The 19,988-nt window shown below is 75.8% G+C and carries 15 protein-coding genes and 1 pseudogene; 10 read left to right on the top strand and 6 right to left on the bottom strand.

The window, feature by feature from the left end; translation table 11 throughout:
* The first annotated feature begins 338 nt into the window (after positions 1 to 338).
* From ACZ56B_RS16930 to ACZ56B_RS16920, 3 genes and pseudogenes are all read left to right on the top strand, one after another.
* Positions 339 to 1,085: a GvpL/GvpF family gas vesicle protein gene (locus ACZ56B_RS16930; protein WP_468790553.1), complete on the top strand. Its 747-nt coding sequence runs from the start codon at positions 339 to 341 to the stop codon at positions 1,083 to 1,085.
* A gap of 195 nt (positions 1,086 to 1,280) precedes the next feature.
* A pseudogene (locus ACZ56B_RS16925) lies at positions 1,281 to 1,598 on the top strand (hypothetical protein); the annotation flags it as partial.
* 304 nt (positions 1,599 to 1,902) lie between these two features.
* On the top strand, positions 1,903 to 3,960 hold the full coding sequence (locus ACZ56B_RS16920; RefSeq protein WP_468790552.1) for a neutral/alkaline ceramidase: 2,058 nt from the start codon (positions 1,903 to 1,905) through the stop codon (positions 3,958 to 3,960).
* Here the strand turns inward: ACZ56B_RS16920 and ACZ56B_RS16915 are convergent.
* Positions 3,937 to 4,497: a GNAT family N-acetyltransferase gene (locus ACZ56B_RS16915; RefSeq protein ID WP_468790551.1), complete on the bottom strand. Its 561-nt coding sequence runs from the start codon at positions 4,495 to 4,497 to the stop codon at positions 3,937 to 3,939. The two genes, ACZ56B_RS16920 and ACZ56B_RS16915, sit on opposite strands and share 24 nt — an antisense overlap.
* A gap of 252 nt (positions 4,498 to 4,749) precedes the next feature.
* Between ACZ56B_RS16915 and ACZ56B_RS16910 the strand changes: the two genes are divergently transcribed.
* Entirely contained in the window at positions 4,750 to 6,096 is a 1,347-nt protein-coding gene (locus ACZ56B_RS16910) for an MbnB/TglH/ChrH family RiPP precursor modification enzyme (RefSeq protein ID WP_468790550.1), read from the top strand.
* A 342-nt stretch (positions 6,097 to 6,438) separates the two neighbouring features.
* Complete coding sequence (locus ACZ56B_RS16905) at positions 6,439 to 8,085, top strand: alpha/beta hydrolase (protein ID WP_468790549.1); 1,647 nt, start codon at positions 6,439 to 6,441, stop codon at positions 8,083 to 8,085.
* A gap of 46 nt (positions 8,086 to 8,131) precedes the next feature.
* Here the strand turns inward: ACZ56B_RS16905 and hemQ are convergent, their stop codons facing one another.
* Positions 8,132 to 8,863: a hydrogen peroxide-dependent heme synthase gene (gene hemQ, locus ACZ56B_RS16900; RefSeq protein ID WP_468790548.1), complete on the bottom strand. Its 732-nt coding sequence runs from the start codon at positions 8,861 to 8,863 to the stop codon at positions 8,132 to 8,134.
* Between the two features lie 5 nt (positions 8,864 to 8,868).
* The gene (gene hemG, locus ACZ56B_RS16895; RefSeq protein WP_468790547.1) at positions 8,869 to 10,326 is read right to left on the bottom strand and encodes a protoporphyrinogen oxidase; all 1,458 of its coding nucleotides are present in this window, start codon (positions 10,324 to 10,326) and stop codon (positions 8,869 to 8,871) included.
* A 204-nt stretch (positions 10,327 to 10,530) separates the two neighbouring features.
* Between hemG and ACZ56B_RS16890 the strand changes: the two genes are divergently transcribed.
* On the top strand, positions 10,531 to 11,517 hold the full coding sequence (locus ACZ56B_RS16890; RefSeq protein ID WP_468790546.1) for a DUF4349 domain-containing protein: 987 nt from the start codon (positions 10,531 to 10,533) through the stop codon (positions 11,515 to 11,517).
* A gap of 265 nt (positions 11,518 to 11,782) precedes the next feature.
* A complete protein-coding gene (locus ACZ56B_RS16885; protein WP_468790626.1) occupies positions 11,783 to 13,174 on the top strand; it encodes an FAD-dependent oxidoreductase in 1,392 nt (463 codons plus the stop codon).
* A 39-nt stretch (positions 13,175 to 13,213) separates the two neighbouring features.
* Here ACZ56B_RS16885 and ACZ56B_RS16880 read toward each other — a convergent pair whose 3' ends face one another.
* Positions 13,214 to 13,579 carry a hypothetical protein gene (locus ACZ56B_RS16880; RefSeq protein ID WP_468790545.1) on the bottom strand — a complete coding sequence of 122 codons (366 nt, stop codon included), beginning with the start codon at positions 13,577 to 13,579 and terminating at the stop codon, positions 13,214 to 13,216.
* A 133-nt stretch (positions 13,580 to 13,712) separates the two neighbouring features.
* Between ACZ56B_RS16880 and ACZ56B_RS16875 the strand changes: the two genes are divergently transcribed.
* The gene (locus ACZ56B_RS16875) at positions 13,713 to 14,537 is read left to right on the top strand and encodes a rhomboid family intramembrane serine protease (protein WP_468790544.1); all 825 of its coding nucleotides are present in this window, start codon (positions 13,713 to 13,715) and stop codon (positions 14,535 to 14,537) included.
* 12 nt (positions 14,538 to 14,549) lie between these two features.
* On the opposite strand, the gene ACZ56B_RS16870 is transcribed toward ACZ56B_RS16875, so the two are convergent.
* Both ACZ56B_RS16870 and hemE read right to left on the bottom strand, forming a co-directional pair.
* Complete coding sequence (locus tag ACZ56B_RS16870; protein WP_468790543.1) at positions 14,550 to 16,628, bottom strand: SpoIIE family protein phosphatase; 2,079 nt, start codon at positions 16,626 to 16,628, stop codon at positions 14,550 to 14,552.
* Positions 16,629 to 16,773: 145 nt separating this feature from the next.
* Positions 16,774 to 17,814, bottom strand: coding sequence for a uroporphyrinogen decarboxylase (hemE, locus tag ACZ56B_RS16865; RefSeq protein ID WP_468790624.1), 1,041 nt, complete (start codon positions 17,812 to 17,814; stop codon positions 16,774 to 16,776).
* Positions 17,815 to 18,014: 200 nt separating this feature from the next.
* On the opposite strand from hemE, the gene ACZ56B_RS16860 reads away from it, so the two are divergent.
* Both ACZ56B_RS16860 and ACZ56B_RS16855 read left to right on the top strand, forming a co-directional pair.
* Positions 18,015 to 18,689, top strand: a complete 675-nt coding sequence (locus ACZ56B_RS16860; RefSeq protein ID WP_468790542.1) for a DUF3000 domain-containing protein — start codon at positions 18,015 to 18,017, stop codon at positions 18,687 to 18,689.
* A gap of 279 nt (positions 18,690 to 18,968) precedes the next feature.
* On the top strand, positions 18,969 to 19,631 hold the full coding sequence (locus ACZ56B_RS16855) for a helix-turn-helix transcriptional regulator (RefSeq protein ID WP_159536326.1): 663 nt from the start codon (positions 18,969 to 18,971) through the stop codon (positions 19,629 to 19,631).
* Positions 19,632 to 19,988: the final 357 nt, after the last annotated feature.

The following is a 19,988-nucleotide window of genomic DNA, read 5'->3' as shown; positions in this document are numbered from 1 at the left end:
CGTCTCTGCCGTGGTGCCAACAGCCCGCTCCGCGCCGAGCCAGCCCCTTCCTCCCTTCTCGGCCCGTTCTCGCGTCCTCCCCCCCAACCCGACCAAAAGGCCGTAGCACCGGACGGCCGGCTCCGGCGGGAGGCGCGCCGCGGTGGCACCCGTTCCCCCGGCCCGGATGGGGTAACCGCGCATGCGCGGGCCCGGGGCCGGGGCCAGAGTGAGCAGCGTGACAGCACACGGCGAGCGACGGCACGGCACGGCGTCCCGGGCCACCCCGCGCGGGCGTCGGGGCCGAAGCCCGCACGCCCTCGCCGGCGCACGGAGACGCAGGAAGAGGAGGAGTGACCGTGCCCGCCACCACCACCGCCGTGGGCGCCCTGTACGTCTACGGCATAGCCCCCGCCGGCATCCGTGCCCCCCGCCGCCCCGGGGTGGACGGCGTCCCGGTGCGGCTGCTGACCGAGTCCGGCCTGTGCGCGGCGGTCTCGGACGCACCCGCGCGGCTGTGGCCCCGGCACCGTGACCTGCTGGCCCATCGGGCGATACTGGACGAGCTGGCCGCACAGGGGCCCTTGCTGCCCATGCGGTTCGCGGTCCTCAGCCCCGAGCCGGGCGTCCTGCTCTCCCAGCTGCGCTCCGACGCCGCCCATCTGGCGAAGCAGCTCGAAGGCGTCCGGGGATGCGTCGAACTCAGCGTCAGGGGGGCGGTCGTCCCCGACTACCTCGCCGCCCTGGTGCGCCGGGACGAGAACCTGCGGGAGCTGGCCCGCCGGACGCGGCGCCGACCGGACCACGAGGCCAACGTCCGGCTCGACGAGGCACTCGCCCGAGCCGTCCGCCGCGAGGCGCGGCGCGCGGCGCGGGACGTGCTCGCCCACCTGGCCCCGCTCGCCGTGCGCACGGCGTACGGCCCGACCGACGACGAGTACGTGCTGAGCACGTCGTTCCTGCTGCGCTCCGCCGACGAACAGCGCTTCCGGCGGACAGCGGCCGAGCGGGCACGTATCTGCGGGGACCGTCTGGCGCTCAGCGTGACGGGACCCCTGCCCTGCTACAGCTTCGTCGATCCGCGCCCCGCACCGGCCGGGCGGTGACGCCCCGGACACCGTGAGCGGGCCGCGGACGACCCGGCCGCCCCGGTGTCCGCCGTCGTGGGACCGCCGCGCCGGCTCGGGGGACGCCGGGCCGCGCGCCGCTCCGACGAGGGCGCGCCGGGCCCGGAGCGAGGGGGACCGGCTCGGCACGGCCCGGGCCGCGACGACCTCGGCCCCGCCCCGGCCCCCGGGCCCTCCTCGGTGCCCTCGGCGATCATCGACAACATCCCCTTCGTGGCGTCGGTGAGCCCGATCGTCTCCGAGATCGTGGCCTCGGCCGGCGGCACCGAGGAGGCGGGGATGCTGTGGTGGGCCTTCGCGCTCGGTGCTGACCTCGGTGGAAACGCCACGATCATCGCCTCCTCGGCCAACGTCGTCGTCATCGGCATCGCCGAGCGCTCCGGGCACCACATCTCGTTCTGGCAGTTCAGCCGCTACGGACTGGTCGTCACCGCGGTCACCGCCACGGTGGCGGCCGCCTATGTGTGGCTGCGCTGCTTCGCCCTGGCGTGATCACGGGACGCCGGCCGCGCGAGGGGGGCGGCCGGCGCGCCACCGGTCGCGCGGAGGGCCTCGGCCCCGGGTCCGGCCGCGGCGCCCGCCGCGGGCGTTGCGGCCGGACCCTTGCGACGGCCGCGGCGCGCGGTGTACCCATGTGACGCAGAACATGAACGGTGTTCATGTTCGCGTGTGCGTCCTCGCGCGCGAGGTTCCGTCACACTCCGTCAGGCCCCCGGGCGGAGGCGGCGGTCCCGCCGGCCCGTACGCACGCGCTCCGCCCCTGTGCCGTCGGACCGCCGAGCCGGAGGAGCAGCAGATGACCGCGGAACACCCCCTGCGCAGCAGGCGTACGGTCCTACGGGCGGGAGCCCTCACCGGTCTCGGGCTGGCGGGCGCGGCCGTGGCCGGGAGCCGGGCCGCCGCCGCCCCCGCGGGCGGCACCGGCTACCTCGTCGGCCGGGGCGTCGCCGACGCCACCGGCGAGGTGGCCGAGGTCGGGATGATGGGCTACGGCCGGTTCGACCAGCAGGCCGCCGGGCTGCACACCCGGTTGCGGGCGCGGGCGTTCGCCGTGGTCGACGAGGCGAGCGGCCGGCGGGTCATGCTGATCGTCGCCGACTCGCCGATGATCTTCTCGAGCGTGCACCAGGCGGTGCTGAGACGGCTCGCCGACGCGTACGGCGGCCTCTACACCGAGCAGAACGTGCTGATCACCGCCACCCACACCCACGCCGGCCCCGGCGGCTACTCCCACCACCTGCTGTACAACACGACCACGTTCGGCTTCCACCGCAAGACCTTCGAGGCGGTCGCGGACGGCCTGTTCGAGGCCGCGCAGCGGGCCCACGACGACCTGGCACCGTCGGAACTGGTGCTCAGCCACGGCACGTTGACCGGGGCCAGCGTCAACCGCTCCCGGTCCGCCTTCGAACGCAACCCGAAGGCGGACCGCGACCACTTCCCGGACGCCGTCGACCCGCTCACCACCCTGCTCCGGGTGGAGCGGGCCGGGCGGACGGTGGGCGCCGTCAACTGGTTCCCGGTGCACAGCACCAGCATGTCCGGGGACAACCGCCTGATCAGCGCGGACAACAAGGGGTACGCGGCCTACCACTGGGAGCGCGAGGTCCACGGCGTCGACTACCTGTCCGACGGTTCCCCGGCGTTCGTCTCCGCGTTCGCCCAGACCAACAGCGGCGACATGTCGCCCAACCTGGACCTGAGGCCGCCCACCACGCCGGAGGACTTCGAGCGGACCCGCCTCAACGGGCTGCGGCAGTACGAGGCCGCGGCGGCCCAGCTGGAGGAGCCCGGCGTCCGGCTGTCCGGCCCGGTCGACTCCCGGCTGGTCTGGGTCGACCTCTCCGACGTCACGGTGCGTCCCGAGTTCACCGGTGACGGCCGCACCCACCGGACCTCCAAGCCGTGCATCGGTGCCTCCATGGCGGCGGGCAGCATGGAGGACGGACCGGCCTTCCCCGGTTTCGAGGAGGGGGAGAACCCCTTCTGGGACGCCGTCTCCGGTTCCCTGGTCTACACGGTGTCACCGGAGTTGAAGCAGGCTCAGGCGCCGAAGGACGTCTTCGTGCCCGTCGGGGAGGTCAACCGCGCCTACCCGTGGGTACAGGAGCGGGTGCCCGTGATGCTGGTCCGCATCGGCCGGCTCCACCTCATCGGCATCCCGGGCGAGGTCACCGTCTGCGCGGGCCTGCGGCTGCGGCGCACGGTCGCCGGGATCGTGGGCGCGGACCTCGACGACGTGCTGGTCGCCGGGTACGCCAACGCGTACTTCCACTACCTGACCACCCCCGAGGAGTACGACGCGCAGCAGTACGAGGGCGGGAGCACGCTCTTCGGCCGCTGGCAGCTCCCGGCGCTCCAGCAGACCGCGGCCGCACTGGCCACCGCGCTGCGCGACGGCACGGAGCTGCCGGCCGGCCCCGGGGCGCCCGACCTGTCCGGCAAGGCGCTCTCCCTCCAGCCCGGTGTCGTGCTGGACGCGCCGCCGCTCTTCCGGAGGTTCGGGGACGTGCTGGTGGGGCCGCGGGAGAACTACCGGGCCGGCGAACGCGTCGAGGTCGTCTTCGCGGGCGCCCACCCGGGCAACGACCTGCACCGCGGGGGCACGTACCTGACCGTCCAGCGCCGGGAGCCCGGCGGGGCCTGGCGCACGGTGGCCGACGACGGCGACTGGTCGACCCGCTTCCACTGGAAGCGCGACGGGATCGCCGCCTCCCAGGTCACCCTCACCTGGGACGTCCCCGAGGGCGCCGCCCCGGGCACCTACCGCGTCGTCTACCACGGCGACGCCCGCGCCCTCACGGGCACCGTCACCCCGATCACCGGCACGTCACCGTCCTTCACGGTGCGCTGACCCGGACCGGCCCGCGGTCCGCCGCCGTCGGACCAGGTCCGTTCCCGGATCCACGACCCAGTGGTTGCTCCTGAGGACCCGGCCCGCGAAGGTCACGTCGACCTCCGCCAGGAAGCGGAAGCCGACGGACCGGCAGATGCCGTTCGACGCCGCGTTGCCCGTGGCCGGGAAGGCGTGGACGAGTCCCCAGCGGTCCTGGTCCCGGGCCTGCTCCAGGAGGGCGCGGACGGCGCGCTTGCCCAGTCCCCGCCCCTGGAACTCGGGCAGGACCATCCAGCCCATCTCGGAGATCGGCCCCTCGTCGGTGTCGCGGGAGCGGAGGGTCACCGTCCCGGCCACCACGTCGGGGCCGGCCCCGTCGGGGACGATCATCTTGAACCATCCGAGGCCGGCCGCCGCCCGCCGGGCGTCCCGCCGGACCTGGTCCGCCATCCCCTCCACCGGCAGGGGCCCGCCGAGACCGGCCATCATGACGGGATCGCACCGCATCCGGACGTAGGCCTCGACGTCGTCCGGTGAGACGTCGCGCAGCCGCATCGATCCTCCTCGTCTCCGCCGGGACGGTCCCGCGGCACGAGAAGTGGACCACCCGCGGCCCGGGCTGTCCACCTGTTCCCGGTCGCGGCCCCGCGTTCCCGCCGGCACCGGGCGGGTGGTCCGCCCGAAGCTCAGATGTTGCTCTGAAGGTGCCCGCCGCGGGGTTCGGGAGCGGGCCGCGGGGCCATACCCCCGTCACGTCCGGAAGGGACGTCCGGCGGGGGCCGGGTGAGCCGGGTGGAGGAGGGGACGATGGTACGGCTGGGGACGGGGATCGGCTGGCGGCCGGAGATCGCCGAGGCCGTGGAGGACATGCCGGGCATCGACTGGGTGGAGGTCGTCGCCGAGAACGTCTGCCCCGGGCACCTGCCCGAGTCGCTGCTGCGGCTGCGCGGGCGCGGGGTGACCGTCGTGCCGCACGGGGTCTCGCTGGGGCTGGGCGGGGCCGAGCGGCCCGACGAGGCGCGGCTGGCCGCCCTCGCCGAGCGGGTCACCGCCCTCGGCGCGCCCCTGGTCACCGAGCACATCGCATTCGTCCGGGCGGGCGGGGCGCTGACCGCCTCGCCGCGGCTCGAGGCCGGGCACCTGCTGCCCGTGCCGCGCACCCGCGACGCCCTCGACGTGCTGTGCGAGAACGTCCGCATCGCCCAGGACGCGCTGCCCGTGCCGCTCGCCGTGGAGAACATCGCCGCGCTGGTCTCCTGGCCCGGCGAGGAGATGACCGAGGGCCAGTTCCTGTACGAGCTGGCCGACCGCACCGGGGTGCGGCTGCTCGTCGACGTGGCCAATCTGCACACCAACCACGTCAACCGGGGCGAGGACCCGGCCGAGGCGCTCGCCGGACTGCCCCTGGAGGCCCTCGCGTACGTCCACGTCGCCGGCGGCGTCGAGCGGGACGGCGTGTGGCACGACAGCCACGCCCACCCCGTCCCCCGGCCCGTCCTCGACCTCCTCACCGACCTCGCCTCCCGGGTCTCCCCTCCCGGCGTGCTGCTGGAGCGGGACGAGAACTTCCCGGAACCGGCCGAGCTGGAGGGCGAGTTGAGGGCCGTCCGGGAGGCGCTGGAGAGGGGGGCGCGGGAGAGGGGCGCGGCGGGGAAGGACGCGAGGGGGCGTGCCGGGGCGGCGGCGGAGGCCGCGGACGCTCCTGCCGCCCGCCCCGGGCCGGAGCGGGACTCCCCGGGGCCGGCCCGGCAGCGGCTGGCCCTCGCGCAGACCGCGCTGCTGTCCGCGCTGGTCGCCGGGACCCCCGTGCCCGAGGGGTTCGACCGGGTGCGGATGGGGGTGCAGGCGCGGGCGCTCGCCGCGAAGCGGGCGGGCGTCGTCGCCAGGGTCGCGCCCGAGCTGCCGGTGATCCTCGGTGCGGGGTACCGGGCCGCCTTCCTCGCGTACGCGCAGACGCGGCCGATGAGCGGGGGCCACCGCCGGGACGCGCTGGACTTCGCCGAGCACCTGCTGCGGACCGGGCGGCCCGGGGAGGCGCGGGCACGGCGTGAGCTGCGGGAGTGGTGGCTGGAGCGGTCGGGGCCCGCGCCCCGGTCGCGGCGGCCGGCGGTGCGGCTGGCCCGGGCGACGCGGCGGGTGCTGCTGCGGCGGTGAGCCGCCGCGGCCCCGCGTCCCGGACATCCCGGCCGGACGTCGCACGGGGATCGCGCTCCGTCCCGGACGGTGAACGGGGCATGGTGCCTTCGCGACCGCGTCCTCCGCCAACGGTCCGTGTGCCGGGTCCTCCTCCTGCTGACGGCCTGGGCCGTCGCCGGCGCGGCGTGCGCCCGGCTGTGCCCGGCCGCCGTCCGCGCGGCGGCCGGCGAGCGCTCCGGCACGGCCGGCGGCGGGGGCGCACGGGAGTACCGACGGCGACACCCGCGCGCGGTGCTTGCCCTGCTCGACCGTCCACCGAAGCATCCCTTCCGTCGCCGCCGTGCACCGAAGGGATACGCGATGAGAACCGCAGCCGTCCACGTGGCCGCCGGGTCCCTGCTGCTCACCACCCTGGCCGCCGCTCCGGCCGGCGGCGCTCCCCGGGCCGCCCCGGCCGCCCCCGGCGCGGCCGAACTGCGCGGCACCGCGGTGGCCGCCGCGCGCGCCGCGCGCGAGGGGATCGCGTTCGGCGCGTGCCCCGACGCGGAGGACCTGCCGGGCACCGTCCGGTGCGGCACGGTCGGCGTTCCGCTCGACTACGCCCGGCCGGACGGCAAGCGGATCCGCCTCACCGTCAGCCGGGTCCGGGCGACGGGCGAGGACCCCGCCGGCGGCGGGCGGGCGGTGCCCCGGCAGGGCGCCCTGGTCCACAACCCGGGCGGACCGGGCGCGAGCGGCATGCGCTTCCCGCTCCTGGGCGCGCTCCCCGAGTGGAGGCGCGTCGCCGCGGCCTACGACCTCGTCGGCTACGCCCCGCGCGGGGTGGGCCGTTCCGCGCCGCTGTCCTGCACGGACCCGGAGGAGTTCGCCGCGGGGCCGACGAAGGCACCGGTCCACCCCTCGGAGGCGGACAAGCGGGAGCACGTCGCGCGGGCCCGGGCGCACGCGCGCGGCTGCGCCGAGCGGGCCGGCGACGCGCTGCGGCACTACACCTCGCTCGACAACGCCCGCGACCTGGAGGTCCTGCGGGCCGCGCTCGGCGAGGACCGGCTGACCTACCTGGGCGCGTCCTACGGCACGTACCTCGGGGCGCTGTACGCCACGATGTTCCCCTCCCGCGTGCGGCGGATGGTGTTCGACTCGGCGGTGAACCCGGCCCCGGAGCGGATCTGGTACCGCAACAACCTCGGCCAGTCGGCCGCGTTCGAGAGGCGCTGGGCGGACTTCCGGGCGTGGGCCGCCCGGCACGACGACGTGTACGGGCTGGGCGCCACGCCGCGCGAGGTGCAGCGCGGCTACGAGAGGGCGCGGGCGCGGCTGGCGAAGGAGCCGGCCGGCGGGAAGGTCGGGCCGGGGCAGTTGCAGGAGGCGCTCCTGCAGGCCGGGTACTACGACGACTACTGGCCGCACCGCGCGCACGCCCTGTCGGCGTACCTGAGGGGCGACCCGGGACCGCTGGTCGAGCAGGCCCGGGCGCATCCGGGGACGGCGGCGGAGAAGGAGAACGCGCGGGCCGTCTACCTCGCCGTGGAGTGCAACGACGCGCCCTGGCCGACGGACTGGGCGGTGTGGGACCGGGACAACACCCGGCTCGCGCGCCGGGCGCCCTTCGAGACCTGGGGCAACGTGTGGACCAATCTGCCCTGCGCCTACTGGCGGGCGCCCCGGCAGCAGCCGCTGGACGTGCGCGCCGGGCGCGGTGCGCTGCCGCCGACGCTGATCCTGGCGGCCGAGCGGGACGCGGCCACCCCGTACGACGGCGCCCGGGAACTGCGCCGCCGGCTGGCGGGGTCGGTGCTGGTGACCGAGCGGGACGCCGGCTCCCACGGGATCGCGGGCGGGCCGAACGCCTGCGTGAACGGGCACCTGGAGGCGTACCTGCTCGAGGGGCGGGTGCCGGGGCGGCACGCGTCCTGCGCGCCGCGCCCGGAACCGAGGCCGCGGGCGGCGGACGGACCGGCCCGGAAGCCGCCCGCCGCCCGGCCCGCCGAACGGCCGGCCGCCTGACCGGACGGCGTCGTCCGCCGCCCGGCCGCCCGGCCGCCCGGGCGGATCAGGCCAGGTCCGCGACCAGTTCCGCGACGTCCTTGCGGCGGCCGGTGAAGAACGGCACCTCCTCGCGGACGTGCATCCGGGCCTCGGAGCCGCGCAGGTGGCGCATGAGGTCGACGATGCGGTGCAGTTCGTCGGCCTCGAAGGCGAGGATCCACTCGTAGTCGCCGAGGGAGAAGGAGGCGACCGTGTTGGCGCGCACGTCCGGGTAGCCGCGGGCCATCTTGCCGTGGTCGGCGAGCATGCGGCGGCGGTCCTCCTCGGGCAGCAGGTACCAGTCGTAGGAGCGCACGAAGGGGTAGACGCTCACGTAGTCGCGGGGCGTCTCGTCGGCGAGGAACGCCGGGATGTGCGAGCGGTTGAACTCGGCGGGGCGGTGCAGCGCCATGTTCGACCAGACCGGGACGAGGGCGCGGCCCAGCCGGGTGCGGCGGAAGAGGCTGTACGCCTCCTGCAGCCGGTCGCTGGTCTCGGCGTGCCACCAGATCATCAGGTCGGCGTCGGCGCGCAGGCCCGACAGGTCGTAGGTGCCGCGGATCGTGACGTCCTTGGCGGCGAGCTGGTCGAACAGCTCCTGGACCTCGTCGGCGTAGCCGGCGCGGTCCTCGGGCAGCACGTCCTTCAGCTTGAAGACGGACCACAGGGTGTAGCGGATGACCTCGTTGAGGTCCCTGGCCAGCTTGCCCTTGTTCGGGATCCGTTCGGGGGCGGGGGTGGTGGCGTCGTCGCTCATGTCCCTCATTCTCCTGTTCCTGCGTGGGGGCTTTGCACCGGGTCGGCGGTGAGCTGCCGCACGTCGCGCAGGTCACCGTGGATCCGGTCGGCGGCGGCGTACGCGCTCGCGACGCACGCGGGGATGCCGACGCCGTCGTAGGCCGCGCCGCACACGGCCAGTCCCGTGAGGTCCGCGAGGTGCTCGCGGACGCGGGCCACGCGCGCGTGGTGGCCGACGGGGTACTGGGGCAGGCCGTCGTCCCAGCGGGTGACGCGGGTGGCGACCGGGGTGGCGTCCAGGCCGGTCGCCGCCTTCAGGTCGTGCCGGGAGACCTCCACCAGGTCGGCGTCGTCGCGGCGGAGGACCTCCGTCTCGCCGTGGCGGCCGACGGAGGTGCGCAGGACGACCAGGCCGGGGTCCTGGTCGGCGATCCAGCCCCACTTGTTCGAGGCGAAGGTGGCCGCCTTGATCGTGCGGCCGTCGACCGGCGGCACCAGGAATCCGCTGCCCTCGGGGAGGCGGGTCTCCGCGCGGCGGTAGGCGAGGGTGATCAGCGCCATGGAGGCGTACTCGACCCCGGCCAGTTCGGCGGCGGCCCGGGGGGCCTCGGCGCGCAGCAGGCGGGCGGCGGCCGGGGCGGGGACGGCGACGACGACCGCGTCGGCGGACAGGCTCCGGTCCCCGGTGAGGACCCGCCAGCCGCCCTCCGGCGTCCGCCGCAGCCCCGTGACCGGCGTGCCGGTGAGGACGTCCCCGCCGCGCGCCCGCACCGACTCGGCGACCGCGAGCGGCAGGGTGCCCACTCCGCCCTCGACGCCCATGAACACGGGGCCGTCCTGCGGGGAGGCGGCGGACCTCGCCTGGATCTCGCGGACGCCCTCGGTCAGGGAGGTGTGCGCGCGGGCGGCCTCGAAGAGCTGCGGGACCGCCGAGCGCATCGAGATGCGGTACGCGTCGCCCGCGTACACCCCGCCCAGCAGGGGCTCCACGAGGCGGTCGACGACCTCGCGGCCCAGGCGGGCCGCCACGTACTCCCCGACCGCCACGTCGTCGCCGACCTCGGTGCGCGGCAGGTCGGCGTCGCGCCCGATCCGGGCGAGCCCCTCGTCGGACAGCACGCCGGCGAGGGCGGCGGCGGTGCCGGGGACGCCCATGACGTGGCCCTTGGGCATGGGGCGCAGGGCGCCGCGGGTCCACAGCGAGGCCGTCGCGGTGGCCGGCGGCCGGAGCCGGCCGGCGAGGCCCGCGTCCCGGGCGAGGGCCACCGCCTCGGGCCGGCGGGCCAGCATCGACTCCGCGCCGAGGTCCACCCGCACGCCCGCGATCTCGCCGGGCAGCAGTTTGCCGCCGACCCGGTCCGAGGCCTCCAGCACCGTCACCCGCGCCCCGTGCCCCAGCAGCCGGTGCGCGGCGGCCAGCCCGGCGACGCCGCCTCCGACGACGACGACCCGCGGGCCGGCACCCGTACGTGATCCGCTCATGGCTCCAGCTTCTCAGACGCCGCCGGCGGTCCCACCAGGGCCGTCCGGCCCCGGCCGGCCACCGGACCGCCCCCGCGCCCGCCCCCGGACGGCCCCGCCGAGTCCCTACCGTGACCGCATCGGGACCGTTCCGCGTCAACGTCCCGCGCCCCTCCCGCGTCGTAGGAGCGTCAGTCGTCACGACTCCCGGGGGGAAGAACCCAGATGCGCACACGACGACCCGTACGACCGGCCCGCGTCCTGGCCGCGGTCCTGCTGACGGCGGCCCTCGCGGTCACCGGGTGCAGCGGCGCGGACGACTCCTCCGGCCGCTCGCTGACCGACGAGAAGGCCGCGGTCCCGGCGGACGCGCAGGCGGCGCCGGAGGGCGCGAGGCAGGGCGCGCCCGGCGCGGACGGGACGGGCACGGGCGGGGCGGGCGCGCCGTCGGAGGCCGCCGTCCAGCACGTCGTCCGCACCGCCTCGCTGACCGTGCGGGTGAAGGACGTCCCCGGGGCCCTGGCCGCGGCCCGCGCCGCCGCGGAGGACGCGGGCGGCCACGTCGGCGACGAGACCACCACCCGGGACGGCGGGGGCCGCGAGCGCACGCGCCTGGTGCTGCGCGTGCCCGTCGAGCGGTACGAGGAGGTCCTCGCCGACCTGGAGGGCACGGGCAGGCTCCTCGAACGCAGGGCGAAGGCGCAGGACGTCACCGACCAGGTGGTCGACGTGGAGAGCCGGATCGCGTCGCAGCGCGCCAGCGTGGCCCGCATCCGCGAGCTGATGGACCGGGCGACCGGGCTCAGCGACGTGGTGACCCTGGAGCGGGAGCTGAGCACCCGCCAGGCCGACCTGGAGGCGCTGCTCGCCCGCCAGAAGTCGCTGGAGGACCGGACGAGCCTGGCCACCATCACCCTGTCCCTGTCCGAGGCGCCGGTGAGGAAGGCCGCGGAGGACGACGACCCCGGCTTCCTGGACGCGCTCGCGGGCGGCTGGGACGCGTTCGTGACGATGCTGCGCTGGCTGGCGGTGGCCGTCGGCGCGGTGCTGCCGTTCGCGGTGGTGACCGCCCTGCTCGTCCTGCTGTGGCTGAAGGCCGTGCGCCCCCGGCTGCCGCGCCGCCCGGAGCCGGCGCCCGCGGCGGGCGCGCCGGGAACGCCGCCGGCGTTCCCGCCGGCCCGCGGCGGAGCGGAGGAGAACCGGGAGGGCTAGGGTCCTTCGTTCGGATCGGGCCGGCCGCGGCCGACGGTGCGTCGTGGCCGGCCCGAGCGGGGTCCGGTGCGTCCGGTCGCGGGGCGGGGGAGGGCGGCGACGCGGGGGGCCCCTGCTCGGGCGAAGCCGAGAGCTCGGGGGGAGTCGGCGGCCGGCGGCAGCGCGGCGGACGCACGCACCGGCCCCCGCGGCGCCGGCCCGGTCCGGACGGCGTGCTCTGGTGGCCCGGCGGGCGACGCGCGCCCCGTAGCGTGTGGGCATGAGCATGAACGAGGCACGGGGCACGAGGGAACGTCTGGTCGTGATCGGCGGCGACGCCGCGGGGATGTCCGCGGCGTCACAGGCCCGCCGGCTGAAGGGCCCGGACGAGCTGGAGATCGTGGCGTTCGAGCGCGGTCACTTCACCTCCTACTCGGCGTGCGGCATCCCCTACTGGGTGAGCGGCGACGTCCCCCGACGGGACCGGTTGATCGCCCGGACGCCCGAGGAGCACCGCGCGCGCGACATCGACCTGCGGCTGCGCACCGAGGTGACGGAGCTCGACCTCGACCGGGGGCGGGTCCGCGCGCGGGACGTCGACTCCGGCGCCGAGTCCTGGACGTCGTACGACAAGCTGGTGATCGCGACCGGTGCGCGGCCGGTCCGTCCGGACCTGCCCGGCATGGACGCCCCCGGGGTGCACGGGGTGCAGACCCTGGACGACGGCCAGGCGCTGCTCGACACGCTGGCCCGCACGCGCGGGCGGCGCGCGGTGGTGGTCGGGGCGGGCTACATCGGCGTGGAGATGGCCGAGGCGATGCTCAAGCGCGGCTACGAGGTGACGGTCGTCAACCGCGCCGCGGAGCCGATGGCGACCCTCGACCCCGACATGGGGCGGCTGGTGCACGAGGCCATGGAGGGCCTGGGCGTCACCATGGTGAACGACACGGAGGTCACCGCGCTGCTCACGGGGGACGACGGCCGGGTGCGGGCGGTCGCCACCGGGGCGGCCGAGTACCCCGCCGACGTCGTCGTCCTCGGCATCGGGGTGCGGCCCGAGACGGCCCTCGCGGGAGCGGCGGGACTCCCCCTGGGCGAGCACGGCGGACTGCTCACCGACCGGTCCCTGCGGGTGCGCGGGCAGGAGAACGTGTGGGCCGGCGGCGACTGCGTGGAGGTGCTCGACCTGGTCTCCGGGCAGCAGCGGCACATCCCGCTCGGCACGCACGCCAACAAGCACGGCCAGGTCATCGGCGCCAACGTCGGCGGCGGTTACGCCACCTTCCCCGGCGTGGTGGGCACGGCGGTCAGCAAGGTGTGCGACCTGGAGATCGCGCGCACCGGCCTGCGCGAGAAGGACGCCCGCCGGGTGGGCCTGCGCTTCGAGACCGTCACCGTCGAGTCGACCAGCCGCGCGGGCTACTACCCGGACGCCTCCCCCATGACGGTGAAGATGCTCGCCGAAGTGCGCACCGGCCGGCTCCTCGGCGTCCAGATCGTCGGCCGCGAGGGCGCGGGCAAGCGGGTCGACATCGCCGCGGTCGCCCTCACGGCCGGGATGACGGTGGAACAGATGACGGCCCTGGACCTGGGCTACGCGCCGCCCTTCTCCCCGGTCTGGGACCCGGTCCTGGTGGCGGCCCGCAAGGCGGCGGGGAAGGTCCGGGCCACCGGGTGAGCGGAGACGGGGGAGCCGGAGCGGGCTCCGGGGCTCCGGCTATGCCGTCCCGTTGATCCGTTCGACGGCCTGGCGGGCCTGCTCGGCCGGAGGGCGCGAGGGCAGCGAGGACACGGAGGCGCTCGGCGCGGAGGGACCCGGTACGGAGGCGCTCGGCGCGGACGCGCTCGCGGGCACCGGGGGCGGCTGCTCCCCCGCCGGCCTGGCGTGCGCCGCGGTCCGCGCCGAGCGCAGGCGGTGGCTCACCGCCTCGTCCAGCGTCACCGGCCGCTGCCGCTGGGCGGCGAGCCTCCCCGCCTCCTGGCCCAGCCGGGCCACGTCGTCCCAGGGCAGGCGCACCACGAGCGTGAGCTCGGCCTCGCCGTCGGGCAGCGCGTGCATCGCGGGGGTCACTCGGTCGTCCATCGCCTGATCCTCACGTCGGCCCCGCGACCCCTTGCCCCGCGCCGCGGGCGGTTGACGGGAGATACGCACGGCCGGGCGGCGGTGTTCACCGCCGCCGCGGATTCACCGGCCACCGTCCGGGCACCTGGGGGACGTGGTCATCCCCGTGCATGACGTGAACCCCGTACGGCGCACTCCCTGGGTGACGTACGCGCTGGTGGCCGTCAACTTCGCCGTCTTCGTGTTCCTCACCCCCGGGGTCTCCGCCTCCCTGACCGGCGAGGGGGGCACGCTCGCGCAGCTGTGCGGCCTCGAGGCGTTCCTGGACCGGTACGCGGCGGTGCCGCAGGAACTGGTCCACCATCGGATGCCCCGCCTGGTGCCCACGGGCGAGACCGGGGTGGGGCCGCGGGGGCCGGGCTGCGTGGTGGCGCCGCCGGGTTACGAGAAGGTCCCCGAGCTGAGCGTCCTGACCTCGATGTTCCTGCACGGCGGCTGGCCGCACCTGCTGGGGAACCTGCTGTTCCTGTGGATCTTCGGCAACAACGTCGAGGACCGCATGGGACACATGCGGTTCCTGCTGTTCTACGTCGTCTGCGGCTACGCGGCCGCGTACGCCTTCGCTCTCGCGAACTCCGGTTCGAGCGAGTCGCTGATCGGCGCCTCCGGGGCGATCGCCGGTGTCCTCGGTGCCTATCTGGTCCTCTACCCGAAGGCCCGGGTCTGGGTGCTGGTGCCGTTCCTGATCTTCCTGCCGCTGCGGCTGCCGGCCTGGATCGTGCTGGGTTCCTGGTTCGCGCTCCAGGCCGTGTACTCGGCCGGCGGGGGTGTCTCGCAGGCCGGGACCGTGGCCTACCTGGCGCACGTCGCCGGCTTCGTGGCGGGCATGCTGATCGCCTGGCCCCTCAGGCCGAGCACTCCCCCACCGCCCGAACCGGGCGGCGCGCTCTACGGGAGGCGGGCACGGCCGGGCTGGTAGGACGCGCGTCCGCTACCGGCCCGGTCCCCCGCGGTCTCCCGCGGGCCCCGTCGTCGCGGTGGCCGCGGGCGCCGGCGGGGACGCGGGCAGCCGCAGGGCCAGCAGGGCCACGTCGTCGTCGTCGCGGACGGTCACCAGGTCGGCGAGCAGCTCGTCGCAGAAGGCCTCCAGCGGGCGCCGGGCGGCGGCCGCCGCGTGGTGGCGCAGCCGCTCCAGGCCGACGGCGAGGTCCTCCTCCCGGCGCTCCACCAGCCCGTCGGTGTACAGCAGCAGGGTCGAGCCGGGAGGCAGCGGTTCCAGGGCGCTGTCGTAGTGGGGGTGCGGGACCAGCCCGAGCATCGGGGAGCGGCCGCCGGTCAGGAAGCGCGCGGTGCCGTCCGCCTCGACCAGCAGCGGCGGGGGGTGCCCCGCGACGGAGTAGTGGAGCTGGAGGCGGCCGGGCGCCGGGCGTTCGACCCGGGCCAGGACGCAGGTGGCGGTGCACTCCTCGTGGAGGGTCTGCGCGGAGACGTCCAGGCGGCGCAGGATCTCGCCGGTGGGTTCCTGGCGGTCGAGGGCGAGTCCGCGCAGCATGGTGCGCAGCTGGCTCATGGTGACGGCGGCGGGCAGGTCGTGGCCGGCGACGTCCCCGACGGTGAGGACGGTGGCGTCGTCGCGCAGCACGAAGGAGTCGTACCAGTCGCCGCCGACCTCGGCGGCCGAGGCGCTGGGCCGGTAGCGGACGGCGATGCCGAGGCCGGGCACGTCCGGCGGCTCGGTGAGCAGGCTGCGCTGGAGGGCCAGCGCCACCTGCCGGGTGCGCTGGTACTCCAGGGCGTTGCCGATCGGTGTGTGGACCCGTTCCAGGAGCGTCTGCAGCAGGTCGATCTCGGCCCGGCCCAGGGGCGGGCGGTCGCCGCTGGTGGAGACGACGACCAGGGCGGCGGTGATGCCGTCGACGACGACGGGGAGCAGGATGGCGCTGTTGGCGTCGGGGGCCAGCCAGGGTTCGGTGCCGGGCGGGGCGAGGTCGGGCGGGGGCGAGCCGGGCGGGAAGGCGGCGTGCACCGGGCGGCGCCGGTCGGCGGCGCGGGCGAGCGGGCTGCCGGGCCCCAGGTGCTCCGCGCGGTGCGGGGGCAGGTCGGGGTGGTCCTCGCGGGTGACGGCGGCGACGCGTTCGACGGTCAGCGCGGTCCCCGGGGTGCGGTGCAGCGCCTGCGGGAGGAGGTACATGGTGCAGCTGTCGGCGAGGGCGGGCACGATCACCCCGGTGAGGGCGGCGAGCATCTCGTCCGGCCGGGCCGTGTCGGCCGTGACGGCGGTCGCGCGGTCCAGCAGCTCCTCGCGGCGGGTGTCCTGCCACTCCTGTTCGATGTCGCGGCAGATGCCCACCCACTCGATCACCGTGTCCCCGTCGCGGACCGGTGCCGCGTTGACGGCGAAGTGACGGTAGCCGCCCGTGGCCGTCCGCAGCCGGTAGGTGTGGGAGAACAGCGGCCGCACCTCGTCCAGGGCGCGGTCCCACGCCTCGAGGGCGGCGGCGCGGTCGTCGGGGTGGACCGCGTCGATCCACCCGTCGCCGCGGAACTCCTCCCAGCTCTGCCCGGTCACCCGCTGCCAGCCGGGGCTCGGCTCGGTCACCCCGCCCTTGGGGCCCGTCACCCACACCATCTGGGACGCGGCGTTCACCAGGCTGCGGTAGCGCAGCAGCGCGCGGCGGCGTTCCTCGGACAGGACGCGGATCCGCTGCGCGGCGTTCACCTGGCCGGTGACCTCCAGGATCACGCCGAGCACTCCCCGGCGGCCGTCGGTCATCGTGGCGCGGGAGATGCTGAACGTGAAGTAGCGGGGCTCCTCGTCCCCCGGTTCCGGGAAGAGCACGCCGACGGGCACGGCGGTGAGCACTTCGGCCTTCCCGGTGGCGAAGACCCGGTCGAAGATGTCGAAGTAGCCGGACTGCTCGAGGTCGGGAAAGGCCTCGCGGACGGGCCGGCCCAGCGGGCGGTCGCCGAAGGTCCTCCGGTAGAGCTCGTTGGTGTACGCGAGCCGGTGCTCCGGCCCCTGGGTGAACATCACGCCGATCGGAGCGGGGTCGAACATCTCGAGCCTCATGAGGTCTCCACCTGCCCGTGCCCGGAAGCGAACGTGGTGGGCAGCGTATGAGTACCCCGCGCCCGGGACCCGACGCGCGGGCGGCGCGCACCCGGCTCCGGCCGGCGTCACCGGGGCCGCGGACGGCCCCGGTGACGGTGGTGGATCAGCGGGCGGTCCGCGTGTGGACGTACTCCACGAGGCGGGTCAGCGCGTCCGCGTCGGTGGACGGCATCACTCCGTGACCGAGGTTGAAGATGTGGCCCTCCAGCCCGGCGGCCTCCTCCAGCACCTCCCGGGCCTTGGCCTCGACGGCCTCGCGGCCGGCGAACAGCACGGTCGGGTCGAGGTTGCCCTGGAGCGCCTTGCCGGGGCCGACGCGGCGGGCGGCCTCGTCCAGCGGGACGCGCCAGTCGACGCCCACGACGTCCGCGCCGGCCTCGCCCATCGGGCCGAGGAGCTCGCCGGTGCCGACGCCGAAGTGGATGCGCGGGACGCCGTAGCCGGCGACCTCGCGGAACACCTTCGCCGAGGCGGGCAGCACCGAGCGCCGGTAGTCGGCCGGGGCGAGCGCGCCGGCCCAGGAGTCGAAGAGCTGGACCGCCGAGGCGCCGGCCTCGATCTGGACCTTCAGGAAGGCGGCGGTGATGTCCGCGAGGCGGTCGAGCAGGTCGGCCCACAGCTCGGGGTCGCCGTACATCATCGCCTTGGCGTTCTCGTACGTGCGGGACGGGCCGCCCTCGATGAGGTAGCTCGCCAGGGTGAACGGCGCGCCGGCGAAACCGATCAGCGGCGTGGCGCCGAGTTCGCGCGTGAGCTGGCCGATCGCCTCGGTGACGTAGGAGACGTCCTCGGGGGTGAGGTCGCGCAGCCGGGCGAGGTCGGCGCGGGTGCGGACCGGCTGCTCGACGACCGGGCCGATGCCGGGCTTGATGTCGAGGTCGATGCCGATGGCCTTGAGGGGGACGACGATGTCGCTGAAGTAGATCGCCGCGTCGACCCGGTGGCGGCGCACCGGCTGGAGCGTGATCTCGGTGACCAGGTCGGGGCGCATGCAGGACTCGAGCATCCCGATGCCCTCGCGCACCTTGCGGTACTCCGGCAGTGAGCGCCCGGCCTGCCGCATGAACCACACCGGGGTGTGCGGCACCGGCTCGCGCCGGCACGCCTTCAGGAAGGGACTGTCGTACGTCGCGGTCGGCTGCATACCCGCCGTCGGGATTGCGTTGGCACTCACACCGGCCAGTCTCGCATGGCCCGCCGGCGCCTTCGCACCTGGTCCGCCGGTGCCTCGCGTCCCGTGGGGCGCCCGGCGCGCGGCGCCCCGCGGGACACGATCCGGACACCGCGGGGCGGCACGGGTGTCCCTCCCCGCGCCGGGCGCCCGTTCCGCTTAATCTTCCCCGCATGGCTGCGGCTCAGGGACGACTGTCGGACGGCACTGGCGGAATGGACGAACCGAAGGAGACCGGGGCGGATCCCGGGCACGGGGGCGCACCCCCGCCGCCCTTCCGGGCCGCTGTCGACGCGTTGCGCGGGGCGCGGCTGCGGCCGCAGATCGAGGTGGAGCCGACCCCCGCGCCCAAGCGGCTCGCGCCGTACGCGTACGCCCTGGAGGCGGCGGTCGTCGACGGCGAGCAGGACGTGGCCGACGGCCGGCTGGTGCTGCTGCACGACCCGGCCGGGCACGACGCCTGGCGGGGCGCCTTCCGTCTGGTGACCCTGGTGCGGGCGGAGCTGGAGCCGGAGATGGCCGCGGACCCGCTGCTGCCGGACGTGTGCTGGTCCTGGCTGACCGGCGCGCTCACGGCCCGGGGGCTGACGTACGGCGAGCCGAGCGGCACGGTGACCCGTGCGAGTTCCCACTACTTCGGCGGGCTGTCGGCGCGGCCGGCCGCCTCGCAGATCGAGATCCGCGCGTCCTGGACGCCCCGGGAGGGCCGGGGCGGGGTGCCGGACACGGCCACCCACCTGGTCGCGTGGTGCGACCTGCTGGCCCAGGTCGCGGGGCTGCCGCCGGCCGCCCCGGGGGACGCCTCCGTGGTGACGCTGCCGCAGCGCAGGGGGCCGCAGCCGCGGTGACCTCCCCCGCCGGGGCCTCCGGCAGTCCCGACACCGCCCTCCTTGCCGATCTCTTTGTCGATACGGCCACTTTCGGAAGCGTTGCGACGCAGAGCGAAACCGTTCGATCTTCGAATGATCGATCGCGCGTCCGAATTGCACGGATTGTTACTCACCAGATCGTGATCATTCTCTAAAGGACACCAGGTTTGTTGCCGAAGACGACTGTGACCTTGAAAGCACGGTTAGTCCCGGCTTCACCCCCACGAGCCGGCCCCGTCCCGCACCCCAGGAGGCCTGGTGTCCGTTCTCCTCGAGCAGCCCTCAAGCCTGGTCGCCTACCGCCCGAACAAGCCGACCGCCATGGTGGTCGTGGCCGACCCCCGCGTCCGTTCCACCGTCACCCGCCACCTGTGGGCGCTCGGTGTGCGCGATGTCATCGAGGCCTCGTCCGTCGCGGAGGCTCGTCCCCGCGTCGGCAACCCCCGAGACATCTGCGTCGCCGAAGTCCACCTGCCGGATGGTTCCGGCCTCACCCTCCTGTCCGAGACCCGCGCCGCGGGCTGGCCCAACGGCCTCGCCCTGTCCGCCGCCGACGACATCGGCGCCGTGCGCAACGCCCTCGCCGGCGGGGTGAAGGGCTACGTCGTCACCGGCACCCGCACCAACCTCGGGCTCCCCACCCGTCCCGGCGCCGCCCCCATCGGCGCCGCCGCCGCGCGCCTGCACCGCCGCCCCCCGGGTGCTCCGAGCCACCCGGGCGGCTACCGCGAACTGTCCGGACGCGAGGTCGAGGTGCTGCGGCTGGTGGCGGAGGGCCAGTCGAACAAGGCGATCGGCGTCTCGATGGGCCTGTCCGCCCTGACCGTCAAGAGCCACCTCGCCCGCATCGCCCGCAAGCTCGGCACGGGCGACCGCGCCGGGATGGTGGCGGTGGCCCTGCGCACCGGCATCATCCACTGACCCCACCGATCCGCCGGCCCGCGCCGCCCGCCTTCGCACTCCGTCTCCTCCGTCCCCCCACCCCTGTCCCATTCCTCCCTCCTCACCCCTCCCTTCTCATCCCTCCCGGCTTCTCATCCCTCCCGGCCCACTGCCCCGGCCCTCCACCCGGCCCGTCGCTCCACCGGCGCGGGCGGAGACGGAACCGGCCCCCGGTCCGCCCCTTCCGCGGATCCGTGGCCCGGTCCCTCACCGTCCTGACCGGTTCACGACCCCCGGCGGGGGGGGGGGGGGGGGGGGGGGGGGGGGGGGGGGGGGGGGGGAGGGGAGGGGGGGGGGGGGGGGGGGGGAACAAAGAAAAAAAAGAGAAAGACACGA

Source organism: Streptomyces sp. NPDC034670, assembly GCF_055574875.1.
The sequence above is the reverse complement of the archived record's forward strand: the minus strand, read 5'-3'. Positions and strand labels throughout refer to the sequence as shown.